This window comes from Rhodococcus koreensis, assembly GCF_900105905.1.
Classification (GTDB): Bacteria; Actinomycetota; Actinomycetes; order Mycobacteriales; family Mycobacteriaceae; genus Rhodococcus_F; species Rhodococcus_F koreensis.
Window position 1 is genome coordinate 5,021,321 of the sequence record NZ_FNSV01000005.1, and the last position, 16,458, is coordinate 5,037,778.

Annotated in this window: 15 protein-coding genes and 1 pseudogene; 10 read left to right on the forward strand and 6 right to left on the reverse strand. The window is 64.9% G+C overall.

Annotated elements, in window-relative coordinates; all coding sequences use genetic code 11:
• Positions 1-96: 96 nt before the first annotated feature.
• From BLV94_RS27535 to dnaA, 5 genes and pseudogenes are all read right to left on the reverse strand, one after another.
• A complete protein-coding gene (locus BLV94_RS27535; protein ID WP_072942747.1) occupies positions 97-660 on the reverse strand; it encodes a DUF721 family protein in 564 nt (187 codons plus the stop codon).
• Entirely contained in the window at positions 650-1,882 is a 1,233-nt protein-coding gene (recF, locus tag BLV94_RS27540; RefSeq protein WP_072942745.1) for a DNA replication/repair protein RecF, read from the reverse strand. Before recF ends, BLV94_RS27535 begins: the two co-directional genes overlap by 11 nt.
• Positions 1,883-2,815: pseudogene (gnd, locus tag BLV94_RS27545) on the reverse strand (phosphogluconate dehydrogenase (NAD(+)-dependent, decarboxylating)); the annotation flags it as partial.
• A 40-nt stretch (positions 2,816-2,855) separates the two neighbouring features.
• Entirely contained in the window at positions 2,856-4,040 is a 1,185-nt protein-coding gene (gene dnaN, locus BLV94_RS27550) for a DNA polymerase III subunit beta (protein ID WP_072942744.1), read from the reverse strand.
• Between the two features lie 660 nt (positions 4,041-4,700).
• Positions 4,701-6,287 carry a chromosomal replication initiator protein DnaA gene (dnaA, locus tag BLV94_RS27555; protein WP_072942742.1) on the reverse strand — a complete coding sequence of 529 codons (1,587 nt, stop codon included), beginning with the start codon at positions 6,285-6,287 and terminating at the stop codon, positions 4,701-4,703.
• A 739-nt stretch (positions 6,288-7,026) separates the two neighbouring features.
• Between dnaA and rpmH the strand changes: the two genes are divergently transcribed.
• The 10 genes from rpmH (at position 7,027) to BLV94_RS27605 (ending at position 15,221) form a co-directional block, all read left to right on the forward strand.
• Positions 7,027-7,170 (forward strand): 50S ribosomal protein L34, encoded by a 144-nt coding sequence (gene rpmH, locus BLV94_RS27560; RefSeq protein WP_005263481.1) that lies wholly within the window; start codon positions 7,027-7,029, stop codon positions 7,168-7,170.
• A gap of 27 nt (positions 7,171-7,197) precedes the next feature.
• A complete protein-coding gene (rnpA, locus tag BLV94_RS27565) occupies positions 7,198-7,575 on the forward strand; it encodes a ribonuclease P protein component (protein WP_072942740.1) in 378 nt (125 codons plus the stop codon).
• Positions 7,572-7,937: a membrane protein insertion efficiency factor YidD gene (yidD, locus tag BLV94_RS27570; protein ID WP_072942738.1), complete on the forward strand. Its 366-nt coding sequence runs from the start codon at positions 7,572-7,574 to the stop codon at positions 7,935-7,937. The genes rnpA and yidD overlap by 4 nt, the downstream gene beginning before the upstream one ends.
• Positions 7,938-7,941: 4 nt before the next feature.
• A complete protein-coding gene (gene yidC / locus BLV94_RS27575) occupies positions 7,942-9,045 on the forward strand; it encodes a membrane protein insertase YidC (protein ID WP_072942736.1) in 1,104 nt (367 codons plus the stop codon).
• 19 nt (positions 9,046-9,064) lie between these two features.
• Positions 9,065-9,619 (forward strand): Jag family protein, encoded by a 555-nt coding sequence (locus tag BLV94_RS27580; protein ID WP_037234922.1) that lies wholly within the window; start codon positions 9,065-9,067, stop codon positions 9,617-9,619.
• 764 nt (positions 9,620-10,383) lie between these two features.
• Positions 10,384-10,785: a YybH family protein gene (locus BLV94_RS27585; protein WP_072942735.1), complete on the forward strand. Its 402-nt coding sequence runs from the start codon at positions 10,384-10,386 to the stop codon at positions 10,783-10,785.
• A 725-nt stretch (positions 10,786-11,510) separates the two neighbouring features.
• Positions 11,511-12,194: a 16S rRNA (guanine(527)-N(7))-methyltransferase RsmG gene (gene rsmG / locus BLV94_RS27590; protein ID WP_012690670.1), complete on the forward strand. Its 684-nt coding sequence runs from the start codon at positions 11,511-11,513 to the stop codon at positions 12,192-12,194.
• 69 nt (positions 12,195-12,263) lie between these two features.
• Complete coding sequence (locus tag BLV94_RS27595) at positions 12,264-13,277, forward strand: ParA family protein (RefSeq protein ID WP_072942732.1); 1,014 nt, start codon at positions 12,264-12,266, stop codon at positions 13,275-13,277.
• Positions 13,274-14,365, forward strand: coding sequence for a ParB/RepB/Spo0J family partition protein (locus BLV94_RS27600; RefSeq protein WP_072942730.1), 1,092 nt, complete (start codon positions 13,274-13,276; stop codon positions 14,363-14,365). The genes BLV94_RS27595 and BLV94_RS27600 overlap by 4 nt, the downstream gene beginning before the upstream one ends.
• A gap of 157 nt (positions 14,366-14,522) precedes the next feature.
• Complete coding sequence (locus BLV94_RS27605; protein ID WP_072942728.1) at positions 14,523-15,221, forward strand: GNAT family N-acetyltransferase; 699 nt, start codon at positions 14,523-14,525, stop codon at positions 15,219-15,221.
• A 15-nt stretch (positions 15,222-15,236) separates the two neighbouring features.
• On the opposite strand, the gene BLV94_RS27610 is transcribed toward BLV94_RS27605, so the two are convergent.
• Entirely contained in the window at positions 15,237-16,436 is a 1,200-nt protein-coding gene (locus BLV94_RS27610; protein WP_072942726.1) for an N-acetylmuramoyl-L-alanine amidase, read from the reverse strand.
• Positions 16,437-16,458: the final 22 nt, after the last annotated feature.

Here is a 16,458-nt window from a genome sequence, read left to right on the forward strand (position 1 = left end):
CCACGACGAAGGCTTGTGGCACAGTTCACTCGATGACTTGGAGTAACTGTAACACCGGGTAATAGACAAAACTAGGGACCGAACGCCCGCTCCGGCCTATCCGTAGGTGTCGCGGGGGCCGCGCCCCCGGATGTGCCGTTCCCCTTTTCGCCAGCTCGGCGCGGTCGGACCGGTGATCCGCAGCGACTTCACGACGCCGTCGCCGACGGCCGCGGCGATCTTCGCGAGAATCTGCGACTGCATCATCCGAAGCTGGGTCGCCCAGGCCGTCGACTCCGCGGAGACGCTGAGAATCCCGTCCCGCAGCCCGGTCGGCTCGGCGTGCGCGGCGATGTCCTCACCGACCACCTGCACCCATCGACCGAGGACCGTTCCCTCGGACACCTTGGGAGACCAGCCGCGTTGTTTCGCGAGCGCGCTGGTCAGCGCACCGAACGGCTGGGGATCACGGTCGTCGGGCCCCGGACCGGACCAGCCTCGCCTGCGCCGGGCGCGCAACGCCCGCACACCGGTCCCGGACCGGCGGCCCTGCCCGACGGATTTTCCGCTCGCCTTCGCCGCGGCCCGCGCCTCCTCGAGGGCACGCCGGGCGAGATCGATTCCCTTCACCTCCGGTTCGGGGGTCGCCGCGGGCACGGTGGGTTCGGCATCATCCGTCACGGTGGTCCTCCGTCTCTTCCAGGATGTGTGAGATTCTTCCTCGATCGGTGTCGCGGGCCTCGACGCCGTACCGGACTGCGTCGAGTTCTTCCGGTACATCTTCCGGCACGGCGGCCGTGATCAACACCTGTTCGGCGTCCAATGCGACCTTGGCGAGGGCGCGGCGACGCTTGCGGTCGAGTTCGGCGAACACGTCGTCGAGCATGAGGACCGGATCGCTGCCTTCCGACCGCAGCAGGGCGAATCCCGCGAGCCGCAGCGACAGCGCGAACGACCACGACTCGCCGTGACTCGCGAATCCCTTCGCCGGGGTGTCGCCGAGTTGCAGTTCCAGATCGTCACGATGCGGTCCGACGAGGCACACACCCCGCTCGATCTCCTTCGAGCGCATCACGGACAACTCCTGGAGAAACCGCTCCTCGAGGAACGCGATGTCGCCGGACTCGGGCGCTCGCGCCGGTTCGGTGAACTCCGGCGGCAGCGAGGACCCCAGACTCGAGCGGTAGCGGATGCTCGCGGGCCTCGACTCGGGTGCCAGCGACTGGTACGACTCGGCCAGGTGCGGCGCGAGGTCGTGGACGAGATGCAGCCGCCCGGCGAGCAGCTGGGCGCCGTGCGCGGCGAGGTGTCCGTCCCAGACCTCCAGTGTGGCAAGGGCACTCGCACCGTCCTCGCCCGGCTGACCGCTGCCCCGCGAAGACCGCCGCAACGCGCCGCCCGCGGTCTTGAGCAATGCCGACCGCTGGCGCAGCACCCGTTCGTAATCGGCGCGCACCGCCGCCATCCTGGGGATCCGGGACGTGAGGAGTTCGTCGAGGTACCGGCGTCGCTCCCCCGGATCTCCGCGGACCAGCGACAGATCCTCCGGCGCGAACAGCACCGTCTGCAGAATCCCGAGAATCTCCCGCGGCCGCCGGGTGGGCGACTGGTTGATCCGCGCGCGGTTCGACTTACCCTCGTTCAACTCGAGATCGACGGTCAGTTCCCGGCCCGTGTTGACGACGGTGGCCCCCGCGAACGCCTGAGCGGTACCCGTCCTGATCAGCGGGGCGTCGGAGCTGACCCGATGCGACGAGAGCGTCGACAGGTAGCCGAGCGCCTCGAGCACATTCGTCTTGCCGTGCCCGTTGGGTCCGACGAAGACGGTGCAGCCCGGACGCAGGTTCAGACCGAGGGCGTCCCAGGAACGGAAATCTCTGAGCGAGAGTGCGCGAACGAACACCTACGTTCCAGAACCGGCTTCTGCCTCGCCTGCCGCCTTCTTCACGGCGTGACCACCGAACTGGTTGCGCAGCGCCGAGACGGCCTTCATCGCGGGGGAATCGTCCTGACGGGACGCGAACCGCGCGAACAGCGCGGCCGAGATCACCGGCGCGGGCACGGCGTGGTCGATCGCCTCCAGCACGGTCCAGCGGCCCTCACCGGAATCGTCTGTGTAACCGGAGATCTCGGCGAAATCGGGATCCTCACCCAGTGCCTTGACGAGCAGTTCCAGCAGCCACGACCGGACGACGGTGCCGTTGGTCCACGCGCGCAGCACACCGTGGACGTCGGTGACGAGGTCTTCGGCCTCGAGCAGTTCGTAGCCCTCGGCGTACGCCTGCATCAGTCCGTACTCGATGCCGTTGTGGATCATCTTCGCGTAGTGGCCGGCGCCGATCGGGCCTGCGTGAACGAACCCGTCCGCACGCTCACCCTCCGGGCGCAGTGCGTCGAAGATCGGCAGCGCCCGCTCGACGTCCGCGGCCGACCCGCCGACCATCAGCCCGTAGCCGTTCTCGAGTCCCCAGACCCCGCCGGACACACCGCAGTCGAGGTAGCCGATGCCGTGGGATCCGAGCAGCTCACCGTGAATCTTGTCGTCGGTGTATCTCGAGTTGCCGCCGTCGATCACCAGGTCGCCACTCTCGAGCACCGACGCCAGCCCGGTCACCGTGTCCTGGGTGATCTTTCCTGCCGGAACCATCACCCACACGACGCGCGGAGACTCGAGTCGCTGGGCGAGTTCCGCCAGTGACGCCACATCCGTGACCTCGGGGCGGGGGTCGTAGCCGACCACCTCGTGCCCGTGCGCGCGCAACCGCTCGCGCATGTTGAATCCCATTTTTCCGAGCCCGACCAACCCGATCTGCATCGTGATCTCCGTCCACTCGTGAGATTTCTTACGGCAGTACTGGTTTCGCTTCCGCGAATCGTCAGCCCGGCAGACGCACCGGCATCAGCAGGTACGTGTACGCGCTCTCCGGTGCCGCGAAATTGCCGGAATCGTCGGGCTCGATCTCTTCCTCGGTGGCCGGACGCAGCACCGCGGGGCGGCTGGGGGTCGTGAAGCCGAACAGCACCTGCTCGCTGTGCAGCGAGGACAACCCGTCGATCAGGTAGCCGGGGTTGAAGGCAATGGTGAGCGGCTCGCCCTGGAACACCGCGTTCAAGCCTTCCTCGGCCCGACCGGCGTCGTCGCCGCCGGCGGAGAGCAGCAGCCCCTCGGTGGAGAACTGCAGGCGGACCTGCGCACCACGCTCGGCGACGAGCGCCACACGCTTGATGGCCTCGACGAGCGGAGCGATCTCCACGGTGGCCAGTGCAGTGTGCTCGGACGGCAGCAGCTGCCGGAACTTCGGGAACTCGGCGTCCAGCAGTCGGGTGGTGGTGCGACGGCCTTCGTTGACGATGCCGAGGAGGCCGTCGTTTCCGACCGCGGAGCCCGAGCCGAGAGCCAGCTCGACCGGTGAAGTGGCATCTCCCGCAAGCGTTTTCGCCGACTCGGAGAGGGTCTTGGCCGGGATGAGGACGGCCGCGGCGGTGTCGGGGTTCGCCGGCGACCACTCGAGTTCACGAACCGCGAGACGGAACCGGTCGGTGGCCGCGAGCACGATCGCGTTGCGTTCGATCTCGACCCGGATGCCGGTGAGCATCGGCAGGGTGTCGTCCTTGCCCGCCGCGACAGCCACCTGACTGATCGCCTCGGAGAACAGGTCCGCGGGAATCGAGCCGGTCTGCTGCGGCAACTGCGGAAGCTGGGGGTAGTCCTCGACCGGCATGGTGGGCAGGGAGAACTTGGCGCTACCGCAGGTGATCAGCACACGAGTGCCCTCGAGCGTCACGTCGACGGGCTTGTTGGGAAGCGACTTCGTGATGTCGGCGAGAAGCTTGCCCGAGACCAGGACCTGACCGGCGCTACCGACCTCGGCCCCGACCCTGACCTGGGCCGACACCTCGTAGTCGAATCCGGAAACCGTCAACCCTTGCTCGGTCGCGTCCAGGAGAACTCCGCCGAGGACGGGCACGGGAGGCCGCGACGGCAGACTGCGAGCGACCCATGCCACTGAATCAGCGAATTCTTCCCGGGAGACACGAAACTTCAGGCTTCCAAGCTCCATCGCCGGGTTGTTCCTCTCGGTAGGCACGGTTGTTCGCCACGGTCGGGCCGTGACCACAGCACTGCAGTCTTTCACAGAGCGGCGATGCATAACCGTATGCCCTCGAGGACGAACTTGAAAGCGGAACGCCTCCGTCCTCGAGTCTCCGACGGAGGCCTGTGAACGGACGCGATCCCCAACCCTGTTTTCAAAGAGTTTTTTATAAGAATTAATGAGAAGTACTATTAGGTCCTGTGGAATCTGTGGACGAACAGCTGTAGACGCTGGTCCCTCCGCGTACTTGTATGGGGAATTCTCGAGGACAAACTCGAGGACCGATCCGGCACCCGTGTGGACTACTCGAGGTTGTTCAAAGTTCTGCACGTTCTGTCCACAGAGATTCCACCTCATCCCCACATTTATCCACAGGTGTGCATGCTTTATCCCAGGTCCCGGCGTCGGCGTGTTGCCCCGGTGTGTCGCGCCGGCGGGGGTTTGCGCGAGCCTCGAGTAGACCCTCGAGCGGTACCTCGAGGACCCGCTCGAGCGGTACCTCGAGGATCCGCTCGAGGAGTCCCTCGAGTTGCTTGCGGCGGCGGAGTCGGACCATCACGCCCGCAAAACGACCTGTGCCCCCGGTAGGCGAGCTACCAGGGGCACAGGAGAGGCAGAGGCGGGTGACTACCTTTTGGAACGCTGCTTGATCCGGGCGGTGAGCTCCTGGACCTGGTCGTAGACCTTCCGCCGCTCCGTCATCTCCTTGCGAATCTTCTTGTCCGCGTACATGACGGTGGTGTGGTCGCGGCCGAACGTCTGCCCGATCTTCGGAAGGGACAGATCGGTCAGCTCCCGGCACAGGTACATGGAGATCTGGCGGGCGGACGCCAGCGGACGCGCCTTGCCGGGCCCGCACAGGTCGTCGATCGACATGTTGAAGTACTCCGCGGTGACCGCCATGATCGTCGCCGCATTGATCTCGAGACTCGACGAGTCCGGCATCAGGTCACGCAGCACCACCTCGGCGAGCGTGAGGTCCAGAGGTTGCCTGTTCAGGGACGCGAACGCCGTCACCCGGATGAGGGCACCCTCGAGTTCCCGGATGTTGCGTTCGATCCGGGAGGCGATCAACTCGAGGACGTCGTCGGGCACCTCGAGCCGGTCCATTCGGGCCTTCTTGCTGAGGATGGCGATACGGGTTTCGAGTTCGGGGGGCTGAACGTCGGTGATCAGGCCCCATTCGAAGCGGGTGCGCAGGCGTTCCTCGAGTGTCGCCAGCTGCTTCGGCGGCCGGTCGGAGGAGACGACGATCTGCTTGTTCGCGTTGTGCAGGGTGTTGAAGGTGTGGAAGAACTCCTCCTGGATACCTTCCTTGCCCTCGATGAACTGGATGTCGTCCACCAGCAGCACGTCGGTCTCGCGGTAGCGGCGTTTGAACGCCACCTTGCGGTCGTCGCGGAGGCTGTTGATGAAGTCGTTGGTGAATTCCTCGGTGGAGACGTATTTGACGCGCATCCCCGGGAACAGCCGCTGGGCGTAGTGGCCGGCGGCGTGCAACAGGTGCGTCTTGCCGAGGCCGGACGCTCCCCAGATGAACAACGGGTTGTACGCGCGCGCCGGTGCCTCGGCGATGGCGACCGCCGCGGCGTGGGCGAACCGGTTGGACGAGCCGATCACGAACGTGTCGAACGTGTACTTCGCGTTGAGGCTGTTCCCACCCGTCGCCGCAGGTGCCGGGCCCGCGGGCGGCTTCGTGAAATACGACGGCCAGGATTCGTGGACGCTGGCGAGGGCCTCGGTGTCGTCGTCCACCTCCTCGAAGTCCGTGGTGTCCGAGTAGGGCTGGTCTTCTCCGGAGCCGAAGCGGCGCCTGCGGAACGTGCCGGAACTGGTGACGGAAGGCTCGAGATGGCGAGGGGTGTGGACCGGTTCCGGGTCCGGCCTGCGCTCCCGGCTCGGGGCCTCGGATTCGGGTTCGTCGTCGACCGGGGCGGCGATGCGCACACCGAGACCCTCGACCTGCTCACCGAGATGCCGGCCGAGCGCGTGGAGGATCGGCTCACGCAGATCCCGTTCGATCGCTTCCTGCGCGAAGGGCGACGGAACGGACAGGAGCGCGAAGCCCTGTGCGAGTGTCAGCGGTTTGACGAGCGCCAACCACGCCTTCTGTCCCCTCGTCAACGGCGGCAGATCGCCGCCGGGCGAATCGGATGTGAGGTCGGCGACGACGTCGATCCAGATCCGTGCGAGCGCATTCGGATCGTCGTTCACGTGGTTCCTCCCCAGTGTGTTCGCGGACTCGGCGGGTGCTGTGCCGAGTCCAGTGTCGGTGCCGTCGTCGAGGCGGAAATGGGAGCTTCCCCGACCTGAGGATGGACCCCGTACGGACCTACGAATATGCCATCTGAACTGTGTTTCCACACAATTATCCACAGATGTGGACAAACCGCAGACGCCTGCTGTCGCGGCGTCGTGTGACGGTGAGGAGTCCAGATTGAGCGCGCTGACCTGCGCATATGCATGCGAAACCTGGATGAGCGGGTGTGGGGACCCGAGAAGTGAAGGGTGTCAGGAACCCTCGTGATGATCCGAAGCGGGACACCATCTGTGCCCTGTGGATGAATTGTGGTGAATGTGCAGATGAGAACGCTGAAGTCGAGAGCTGGGCACTCGATCAGGGTTCATCGGCGAGACCATGCATAGACGCTAGCAACAGTGTCGGCAACCTCACAGCGGTTTGGCACATTGGAAGTTGGGGTGCAAGCATTTGTCGATCCTCGGCGTGTCGGTCAGCCGATTCGCGGGGGAATCGCAGGTGAGCGAGTTTGACCTGACCGGGAGTGGTAAGTACTCTCGAACAGTCACCCTGTGGTGAGGTGGCGGTTTCGTGCTGGCTCGAGTCCAGTTTCGAAGTCGTTTCATCCCCACCCTGTGGATGAACACCTGAGTTTTCGCCAATGTTAGATCCATGACGCCGGGAGGCGTCGATGAACTTCGAGGAGTGTTGACCGTGGCCAAGGGCAAGCGGACGTTCCAGCCGAACAACCGACGCCGCGCGCGCGTTCACGGCTTCCGTCTTCGTATGCGGACCCGTGCGGGTCGTGCAATCGTTTCGGCGCGTCGCCGTAAGGGCCGCGAATCCCTCACCGCCTGATCCCGACACTGGGTTCGGGAGCTCGGGGTGTTGCCTGAGCCGCACCGATTGCGTCGTCATTCAGATTTTTCGTTGACTGTGCGACGTGGTCGTCGGATGGGAAGACGCGACCTGGTTGTGCACGCTTTCGACCGTGTGCAGGCAGATGAGCTGGTGAGTAGCGGCGGTCCGCGATTCGGACTGGTTGTGAGTAAGGCTGTCGGGCCGGCGGTGATTCGACATCGAGTCGCACGCCGGCTTCGTCATATCTGCATCGACCTCGTGGACGTGGTTCCACGGGGAACCGATGTGGTGATTCGCGCTCTTCCGGGAGCTGCGACTGCAAGTAGCCGGGACCTGGAGAAGCAACTTCGTGCAGGTCTCCTTCGATTGGACCTTCTTGCGCCCGTGAGTAACTCCACATGAAACGCGCACTCCACGAGTCGCGCACCGACACGGCCGAGGGCAGCTCCTCGGCCTCTTCCGCGTGGAAGTCGGTCCGTGCGTTACCGGCGCGCACTCTCATTTTCTTCATCGAGCTCTACCGGACGTATGTGTCGCCCCTGAGGTTGCCGACCTGCCGGTTCATGCCGACCTGTAGCGAGTACGCGGTGGAATCCCTGCGTACCCACGGGGCGATCAAAGGCCTTCTTTTGACGGTGGTTCGGTTGGCGAAGTGTGCCCCCTGGCACCCTGGAGGGTGGGACCCGGTCCCTGCCCGTCACGACCGTCATGCGGGTAGCCGTCGTTGCTGTCCGGCGAACGTGGACGAACAGAGGAGTACATAGAGCCGTGCTCGACTTCATTTACTATCCGGTGTCCGGGATCCTGTGGGTCTGGCACAAGGTTTTCGGTGCCATTCCCTTCCTGGGTCCGGACAGCGGCATCACGTGGGCGCTCTCCGTGGTGTTCCTCGTGTTCACGCTGCGTGCCGTGCTGTACAAGCCGTTCGTCAAGCAGGTCCGCACGACGCGCCAGATGCAGGAACTTCAGCCGCAGATCAAGGCTCTGCAGAAGAAGTATTCGGGTGACCGCCAGCGTCAGGCCACCGAGATGCAGAAGCTCCAGAAGGAGCACGGGTTCAACCCGATCATGGGCTGCCTCCCGGTTCTCGCGCAGGCGCCGGTCTTCATCGGCCTGTTTCACGTGCTTCGCTCGTTCAACCGCACCGGCACCGGTATCGGTCAGCTCGGCATGTCGGTCGAGGCCAACGCGAACACACCGAACTACTTCTTCAGCGTCGAGGACGTGCAGTCCTTCCTGAGTGCCCGCCTGTTCGGTGCCCCCATCTCGGCCTGGATCACCATGCCGAAGGCTCAGCTCGACGCGTTCGCCGCATACGGTCCCATCCCCACGGTGCTGAACATCGCCGTCGTCGCGGTTCCGCTGATGATCATCGCCAGCATCGCAACGCACTTCAACTCGCGTGCCTCCGTCGGGCGCCAGAGCCCCGAGGCGGCCGCGAACCCGCAGTCGGCGATCATGAACAAGCTCGCGCTGTGGGTCTTCCCGCTCGGTGTGCTCGTCGGTGGCCCGTTCCTCCCCATCGCGATCCTCCTGTACTGGGTGAGTAACAACATTTGGACGTACGGGCAGCAGCACATCGTCTTCCGCAAAATCGACGAGGAAGAGGAAGAGAAGAAGCAGGCTGCCATCGCACGCCGGGCGGACAATGCTCCGAAGCCCGGCGCACGGCCCGATCTCACCAAGAAAAAGAAGAAGGCCGCGACCGCAACGGACGGTTCCGACGCCGACAACGAACCGGAGATCGTCGAGGGCATCGTCGAAGGCGACATCTCCGATCAGCCGAATGGTGACGGTTCGGCGTCGAAGCCGAAGCCCGGTGCCCGCCCCCAGTCCAACCGCGGAAAGTCCCCCAAGCGCAAGCGGCGCTGATTCAGAAAAGAGAACGAGCATGGCTAGTGAGCCTGACATCGCAGTGGACGGAGATGAGACAGACGTGACTGCACCGACGCAGAACCCGGACACCGAGGTGGATTCCGATTCTGACGACTACCTGATCGAGGAAGGGGAAATCGCCGGCGACTACCTGGAGCAGCTGCTCGACGTACTCGACTTCGACGGCGACATCGACCTGGACGTCGAGGGTGACCGCGCTGTTGTCAGCATCGACGGTGGAGACGATCTCACCAAGTTGGTCGGGCGCAAGGGTGAGGTGCTGGACGCACTGCAGGAACTGACTCGCCTCGCCGTGCAGCAGGCGACGGGCGAACGCAGTCGACTTATGCTGGACATCGCCGGATGGCGTGCCGGCCGTCGCGCCGAACTCACCGAGCTGGGTTCCTCGGCGGCACGTCGCGTACTCGAGAGCGGTGAACGCGAGGAGCTCGCTCCGATGACGCCGTTCGAGCGCAAGATCGTTCACGACGCAGTCGCGAAGGTCGACGGCGTGTCGAGTGAGAGCGAAGGCGCCGAGCCGTCACGTCGCGTGGTCGTCATCAAGGACTGATCCACCCACGCACCAAGGCGGGGCTCCCGGATTCACTTCCGGGAGCCCCGCCTTTTTGGTCCCACCCCGTCACTTTGGGTGCGTTTCGTTTCACGTGAAACACAGACCCCCTCCCCTCCCCCACCGAGGGGTCCGTGCCCGGCCTCCATCGCGCAGCAGAATTCAGACGCGGCGGAACCCGAGAACTGAACGCAGTGTGGCAGTGAAGAACGCCGACAGTGCAGCGGGCGCAGTGGGCGGCACACGACGAGGTATCGGATCTCGAGTAAGTTCCGGTGCCTGCTGATCCCGACTCGAGTCGGCCAGGAGGGGCGCCGGGATGTTGTCCGTGGAAGGTCGGGCAGAGGCTGCGCACCGGCGGATCGAAGTCACCGACGACTTTCCCGCGGGGGCGCCCCCAACCACAACCGCCAACCGAGAAGGGCAATCTTCGGTCGCCGAAGAGGGGGTCGGTATTCGGGTTCCGGTAGTGGGATAGGTCGACCAGACGCGAGACCTCAATGCAACCGTCGTGAACAACAGTCGGCGTCACTCTGACAGGCACGGATCGCGAGCCCGATCGTCAGGTGGATCTTGCCGGTGCGCCGAAGTCGAGCGGCCCCGGTAAGTGCTCGAGTCCCGCTCGAGACGATGGGCGCCGTCGATGTAACTCCTCGAAATGAATTGCGGGCCGAACGTCGCGCCGGCGGTGAGTTTCGACGCGTTCCGAAGTCCACACCTTCCAAGGGGCCGAACCGGGGCCCGTCGACTGGATGGAGTGACAGATGAGCGAGGACGAACAGCAGATCCGGAATCTGATCGAAGGTTGGGCCGAGGCTGTCCACGGTGGTGATATGGCTGGGGTTCTCAGGGACCACACCGACGACATCGTGATGTTCGACGTGCCACCACCCTACGAGGGCGCTCGCGGAATCGATGAGTATCGCGAGACATGGCCGTCATTCTTCGAATGGCAGTCGAGTGGTGCCAGGTTCGAGTTGGTGTCATTGGATGTGACCGCGGGCGAGGATGTCTCATTCGCCCACGCGCTCCTCCGGTGTGGAACGGAAGCGGAACTCGCCGACAATCCGGAGAACCGTCTTCGGCTCACCGTTGGGTTGCGGAAGGAAGACGGTCGTTGGCTCGTCGCTCACGAGCATCATTCCTTTCCGGACACCAGTGTCTGACGGGCGATCGATGTGGGTCGGCGACAGTCATTCTTTGGGGCCTTTTCGGGCGAAAGTAGGTTGTAGTTTCACCCACCCAACCACACCCGGGAGTTTCGTCACTGTGATGATTACGAAATCGGAATCGTAGGTGTGAAAGCGAAATTTCGATAGAAGGGCGCGCCCGGCTCGAGTAACGTTCGCGAGACGGTTGGCATCGATCCCCACAGAGTGTGTTCCACGTGAAACACCGCCCCGATGTTCCCCGTGAAACCGCTCGCGACTCGACCGGCGCGGTGAACTCTGCTCGTCGAGGTGACACGGGTCCGGCCGGGTAGGAACGAGAATCAGTGCCATCGGGGGCGCGGCGACGTGACCTTGCCGCGACACCGCGCTCGCCGCTGCGGTTCCACGTGAAACATCCCGTGGGCGACCCGATGCGGTGTCGCGCCATTAACCGCCGAAGGCAGCGCGCCGTTGGGAGGATGCGCACCGAGCGTCATGGCTCCCGCGGCCAGACTCATCCGTCCCGTATCGAGACGTCACGTCGTGACGAGACAACCGTTCCCGCCCGCGGCGCGATACGTCGCGTCGCCGTTGGAATGCCCAACCCCTCCCCTCCCCCACCGGAAGGGGTGCGGCTCGACACTGTCCGGCGTTGCGCGTTCGAGTTGAGGGACATACTCGCGGGCGAGGGCGGATAATGGAGAGGCTGTGTTTGTTGATTTCGCGTTATTCGCGGGAGGATGTTTCACGTGGAACCGAATGCTGGAGAGCCGGCCGAATGGGACGAACAAGCGGCGGCACGCCAGGTGTTCGGTGAACGATTCGATATTGCGGAGCGCTATTACAAATCGTTGGCGACCGACGGTGTCGAGCGGGGGTTGATCGGACCGCGAGAGGTTCCGCGACTCTGGGAACGTCACCTCCTCAACTGTGCCGTCGTCGGTGAGCTGATCGCTGAGGGCGAGTCGGTCGTCGACGTGGGAAGCGGTGCCGGTTTGCCCGGTATCCCCCTCGCGATCGCCCGGCCCGATCTCCGGATCACGTTGGTCGAGCCGTTGCTGCGACGGTCGGTGTACCTCGCGGAGTTCGTGGAGTCGAACGGTCTGGACGTGCTCGTCGTCCGGGGTCGCGCCGAGGAGTCCGGGGTGGTGAAGGAAGCCGGTGGCGCGGATGTCGTCACTTCCCGCGCGGTGGCCCCGTTGGAGAAGTTGGCCAAGTGGTCGCTGCCGCTGATTCATGAGCATGGGAGAATGCTCGCATTGAAGGGTTCGAGCGCCGCCGAAGAGATTTCCCGTGATCGCGCTTCCTTGACTCGGTTGGGTGCTGGCAAGCTGGATATCGTGGAATGCGGAGTGGGCCTGCTTCCTGTCCCCACCGTTGTCGTTCGGGCAGAACGTTTACCGAAACGCCGTCAGCGTCGATGACGATGAGCACACTGGACCAGGGAGTGAGTATGTCGAGTAACGAGCGATTCCCAATCGAAGGAGTAGTCAATGTCGGGTGGGCCTGAATCCGCCGTTTCACGTGAAACCGTTTCACGTGAAACCGACCATCAATCCGACCAGGCGACTAGCTCCGGGAACGGAGACGACGGATTCACTGCCCCCTACAACGGAATCTCCGTCGAGGAGACTCCGATCGGTGCCGCCGCGCACCGGGCGAGCCAGGTGCTGCACCCGCACTCGGTGGGCCTGCCGAAACCACCCGAACGGCGGATCCTCACCATCGCCAACCAGAAGGGCGGCGTCGGCAAGACAACGAGTGCCGTCAACCTCGCATCCGCTCTCGCGGTTCAGGGGCTGACTGTTCTGGTGATCGACCTCGACCCGCAGGGCAACGCCAGCACCGCGTTGGGGGTGGCCCACCACTCCGGTGTGCCGTCCAGTTACGAGCTTCTCCTCGGTGAGGTGACGGCCGCGGAGGCGATCCAGAAGAGTCCGCACAACGACCGGCTGTTCTGCATTCCGGCCACGATCGACCTCGCCGGCGCCGAGATCGAACTGGTCTCCATGGTCGCCCGCGAGGGACGGCTGAAGGGTGCGCTGTCCGAGAAGGCGCTCGGCGAGGTGGATGCCGATTTCATCCTGATCGACTGCCCGCCGTCGCTCGGACTGCTCACGGTGAACGCGATGGTCGCCGCCAAGGAGGTGCTGATCCCGATCCAGTGCGAGTACTACGCACTCGAGGGCGTGGGACAGCTGCTGCGGAATATCGAACTGGTGCAGGCGCATCTCAACCCCGACCTGCACGTGTCGACGGTTCTCCTCACGATGTACGACGGCCGCACCAAGTTGGCGGACCAGGTGGCCGAGGAGGTTCGTACCCACTTCGGGGACGCCGTCCTCCGCGCTGTCATTCCGCGCAGCGTCAAGGTGTCCGAAGCTCCCGGGTACGGGATGACTGTGCTCGACTATGACCCCGGTTCACGGGGGGCCATGAGTTACCTCGATGCGGGACGTGAACTCGCAGCACGCACCGCGCACATCACGAAGCAGGAGCAGCGATGAGTCAGACGCGTAAGGGTGGACTTGGCCGTGGACTGGCTGCGCTCATTCCTACCGGGCCGACCACGACCGGACCGGGGTTGGGCAACGCCGCCGCCGACGTCGTGATCGGGACGGACCGGCGCAACGTGCTGACCGCGCCCGCACCGAACTCGTCGGACTCTGCGACCGACGAGAAATCTGCTCCCGCGTCCACGGGAAACAACGGAAGGCGCAAGGGAGCTAGCAAGGGCGCCGACGGCGCATCCGGCAACGGTGCCCAACCCCTCCCCTCCCCCACCGGTGCGGTGTACCGGGAAATCGCTCCCGACCTGATCGAGCGGAACCCGAAGCAGCCGCGTCAGGTGTTCGATGACGACGCTCTCGCGGAACTCGTTCATTCGATCCGCGAGTTCGGTCTGATGCAGCCGATCGTGGTGCGCCCGCTCGAGGACGGCAAGTTCCAACTCGTCATGGGCGAGCGTCGGTGGCGTGCCAGCCAGGAAGCCGAGCTGGAGACGATCCCGGCCATCGTCCGTGAGACCGGCGACGACGCCATGCTCCGCGACGCGCTGCTGGAGAACATCCACCGCGTCCAGCTGAACCCTCTCGAAGAGGCTGCGGCGTACCAGCAGTTGCTCGAAGAGTTCGAGGTGACCCACGAGGAACTGGCGGCGAAGATCGGCCGCTCCCGTCCCGTCGTGACGAACATGATCCGACTGCTGAAGTTGCCGATTCCCGTGCAACGACGCGTCGCGGCGGGTGTGCTGTCCGCCGGTCACGCTCGGGCCCTCCTGTCCCTGGAGGCGGGTGCCGATGCGCAGGAAGTGATGGCGGCCCGCATCGTCGCGGAGGGCATGTCGGTGCGCGCGACGGAGGAGGCGGTGACGCTCGCCAACCGCAGCGACGACCAGGCGCAGCCCGTCCAGCGACGCAAGCCGATCCAGATGCCGGGCCTGCAGGACGTCGCCGAGCGGTTGTCCGATTCGTTCGACACGAGGGTCACGGTCAGCCTCGGTAAGCGCAAGGGCAAGATTGTGGTCGAGTTCGGTTCGGTGGACGATCTTCAGAGGATCGTTGGGATGATGGAGGCACAGAAGGCCGATTCGTGAGCGCCTGAGAGAGGTAGAAGGACCCGCGGATGATCCGTCACTGTGACAGCGGCCGCCGGCGGACCGATTCCAGCAGAACTATCGGGGGCGAAACACATTGAATACCAGAGGATGTCGAATGATCTGCGGTAGTGACATTTGGAGGCTGAGCTAGCCAGTGTCGACTCACGTCACATCGCTCACTCTCGACGGCTTGGACAAACTCTCCGCCCATGCCCGTCGCTGTGTCTTCTGGGAGATGGATCCGGCGGCGATCCACAGTTCGCGCGGATTCTGCGACCAGGAATTCGAGAAGGAAGCCTGGCTGTCGATGGTCATGCTCGAATGGGGATCGTGCGGGCAGGTTGCCGTCATGGACGGGAAGCCGGTCGGCAGCGCCCTCTACGCTCCCCCGCGGACCGTGCCCCGCGCGCAGTTACTCCCGACCGCTCCGGTCGGCGCCGACGCCGTCCTCCTCACGAGTCTCCGGCTCGAGCCCGCCGGCGAAGAACAGAACCTGGGGACCACGTTGATCCAGGCCGTCGTGGCCGATCTGGTGCGCCGCGGTGTTCGTGCCCTCGAGGCGTTCGGGATCCGCAACACGGAGGGAACCGGGCCGATCGACACAATGGGACTGGCCTCGGCGACCGCGGCTCGCGAATGCTCCCCCGAGGAGTGCATGATTCCGGCGACCTTCCTCGAGGACAACGGTTTCGAGATCGTCGCGCCCCACCACCGGTTCCCGCGACTGCGGCTCGAACTGAACCGGGATCACGGATGGAAGGAAGACGTGGAGGCCGCGCTGGAGCGTCTCATCCACACCGCCTCGGTGAGCATGGTCGACATCGGAGAACGCACGCCCGTCGGAGCGCACTGAGCGCTCGGCGGGAGATCAGGAACGTTCGGAGGAAGACAGCTCTTCGGCGAGCAACTCCGCGAACGTGAACGTTCCGGTCGGCTGATCGTCCTGACCGAGCAGGTACAGGCGCTTCACGGAGATGAGGATCGCCTCGGCGATGGCGTCGCGCGCCCGCGGGTTGGAGAGCACCGCGGCGTCCAAGTCGTTGGTGAGGTACCCGAGGTCGATCTGCACGGTCGGCATGTTCGTCAGGCGCAGCAGATCCCAGGTGCGGCCGTGGGTGCGGCAGTCCTGCAGCGGCGTGCGTGCCACGATCTCCCGCTGGATGAATCCGGTGAGAACCTGACCGATCATCGACGTCGAACCGTGCGAGTTCCCGAAGTGGAAGCTGGCGACACCGTTCGCGGAGGGGCTGGTGTTTCCGTCGCAGCGCAGCGAGATCATCAGGTCGGCATCGAAGGCGTTCGACGTGGATGCGCGTTCGATGTCTGTGGGGTTCTCGTGGTGCGGGCGGGACAGGAACGTCTCCATCCCGGTGGCGGCCATGCGACCTTCGAGTCGGCTGGCGAGGTCCCACAGGATGTCGGACTCCGAGATCGTGCCGTACGGGGAACGGACGATGGTTCCGTAGGTGTTGCCGCCGAGGCCCGGATCGATGACGATCCGCTTGCCGCTCAGCTGCGGCCCGGAGCTGCGGACCATTTCCTCTTCGCTCATCGCGTGCGGGGACCCACCGGTGACGCGGGTGCCGAGCAACTCGAGCGACCGCAGGGTGGCGGGACCGCAGATGCCGTCGGCGGCGATGCCGATCTCCCGCTGGAACGAGGACAGGGAGTCGTGGGTCTGCGGGCCGAAGAAGCCGTCGACCCGTCCGACGTAGAAGCCGAGGTCCTGCAGGCGGGTCTGCAGGGTGGCGACGTCGTCGCCGTAGAGCGGTGCGGACAGCTGGTAGATCAGCGTGCGCGCGCCCAGGCGGTACGACGCCTCTTTCATGGACCGGTAGGTGGCCGGACCCACGATTCCGTCGACGAGGAGCCCACGCTGCTGCTGGAAGGCCCGTACGGCGCTGTCCAGGTGATGATCGAACACGGCGTCGGGGGCGATCCAGTGGGATCCGTTGGCGCTCTCACGCCGGGTGCCGGGGACACCGTTGTGCAGGAAACCGAGACCGGCCAGAGTGCCCCGAATCTCAGCGACGGCCGGACCATGGTCGCCGTGACGGAGTCGGTGCATGTTTCAGGGCCTCTCAGTCCGA

Bases quoted from the DNA above. Each gene is read 5' to 3' on its own strand.
- BLV94_RS27610 (WP_072942726.1), bottom strand. From the start codon at position 16,436: ATGCACCGACTCCGTCACGGCGACCATGGTCCGGCCGTCGCTGAGATT.
- rsmG (WP_012690670.1), top strand. From the start codon at position 11,511: ATGTTTCACGTGGAACCGAATGCTGGAGAGCCGGCCGAATGGGACGAA.
- BLV94_RS27595 (WP_072942732.1), top strand. From the start codon at position 12,264: ATGTCGGGTGGGCCTGAATCCGCCGTTTCACGTGAAACCGTTTCACGT.
- BLV94_RS27585 (WP_072942735.1), top strand. From the start codon at position 10,384: ATGAGCGAGGACGAACAGCAGATCCGGAATCTGATCGAAGGTTGGGCC.
- BLV94_RS27600 (WP_072942730.1), top strand. From the start codon at position 13,274: ATGAGTCAGACGCGTAAGGGTGGACTTGGCCGTGGACTGGCTGCGCTC.
- BLV94_RS27580 (WP_037234922.1), top strand. From the start codon at position 9,065: ATGGCTAGTGAGCCTGACATCGCAGTGGACGGAGATGAGACAGACGTG.
- dnaN (WP_072942744.1), bottom strand. From the start codon at position 4,040: ATGGAGCTTGGAAGCCTGAAGTTTCGTGTCTCCCGGGAAGAATTCGCT.
- yidD (WP_072942738.1), top strand. From the start codon at position 7,572: ATGAAACGCGCACTCCACGAGTCGCGCACCGACACGGCCGAGGGCAGC.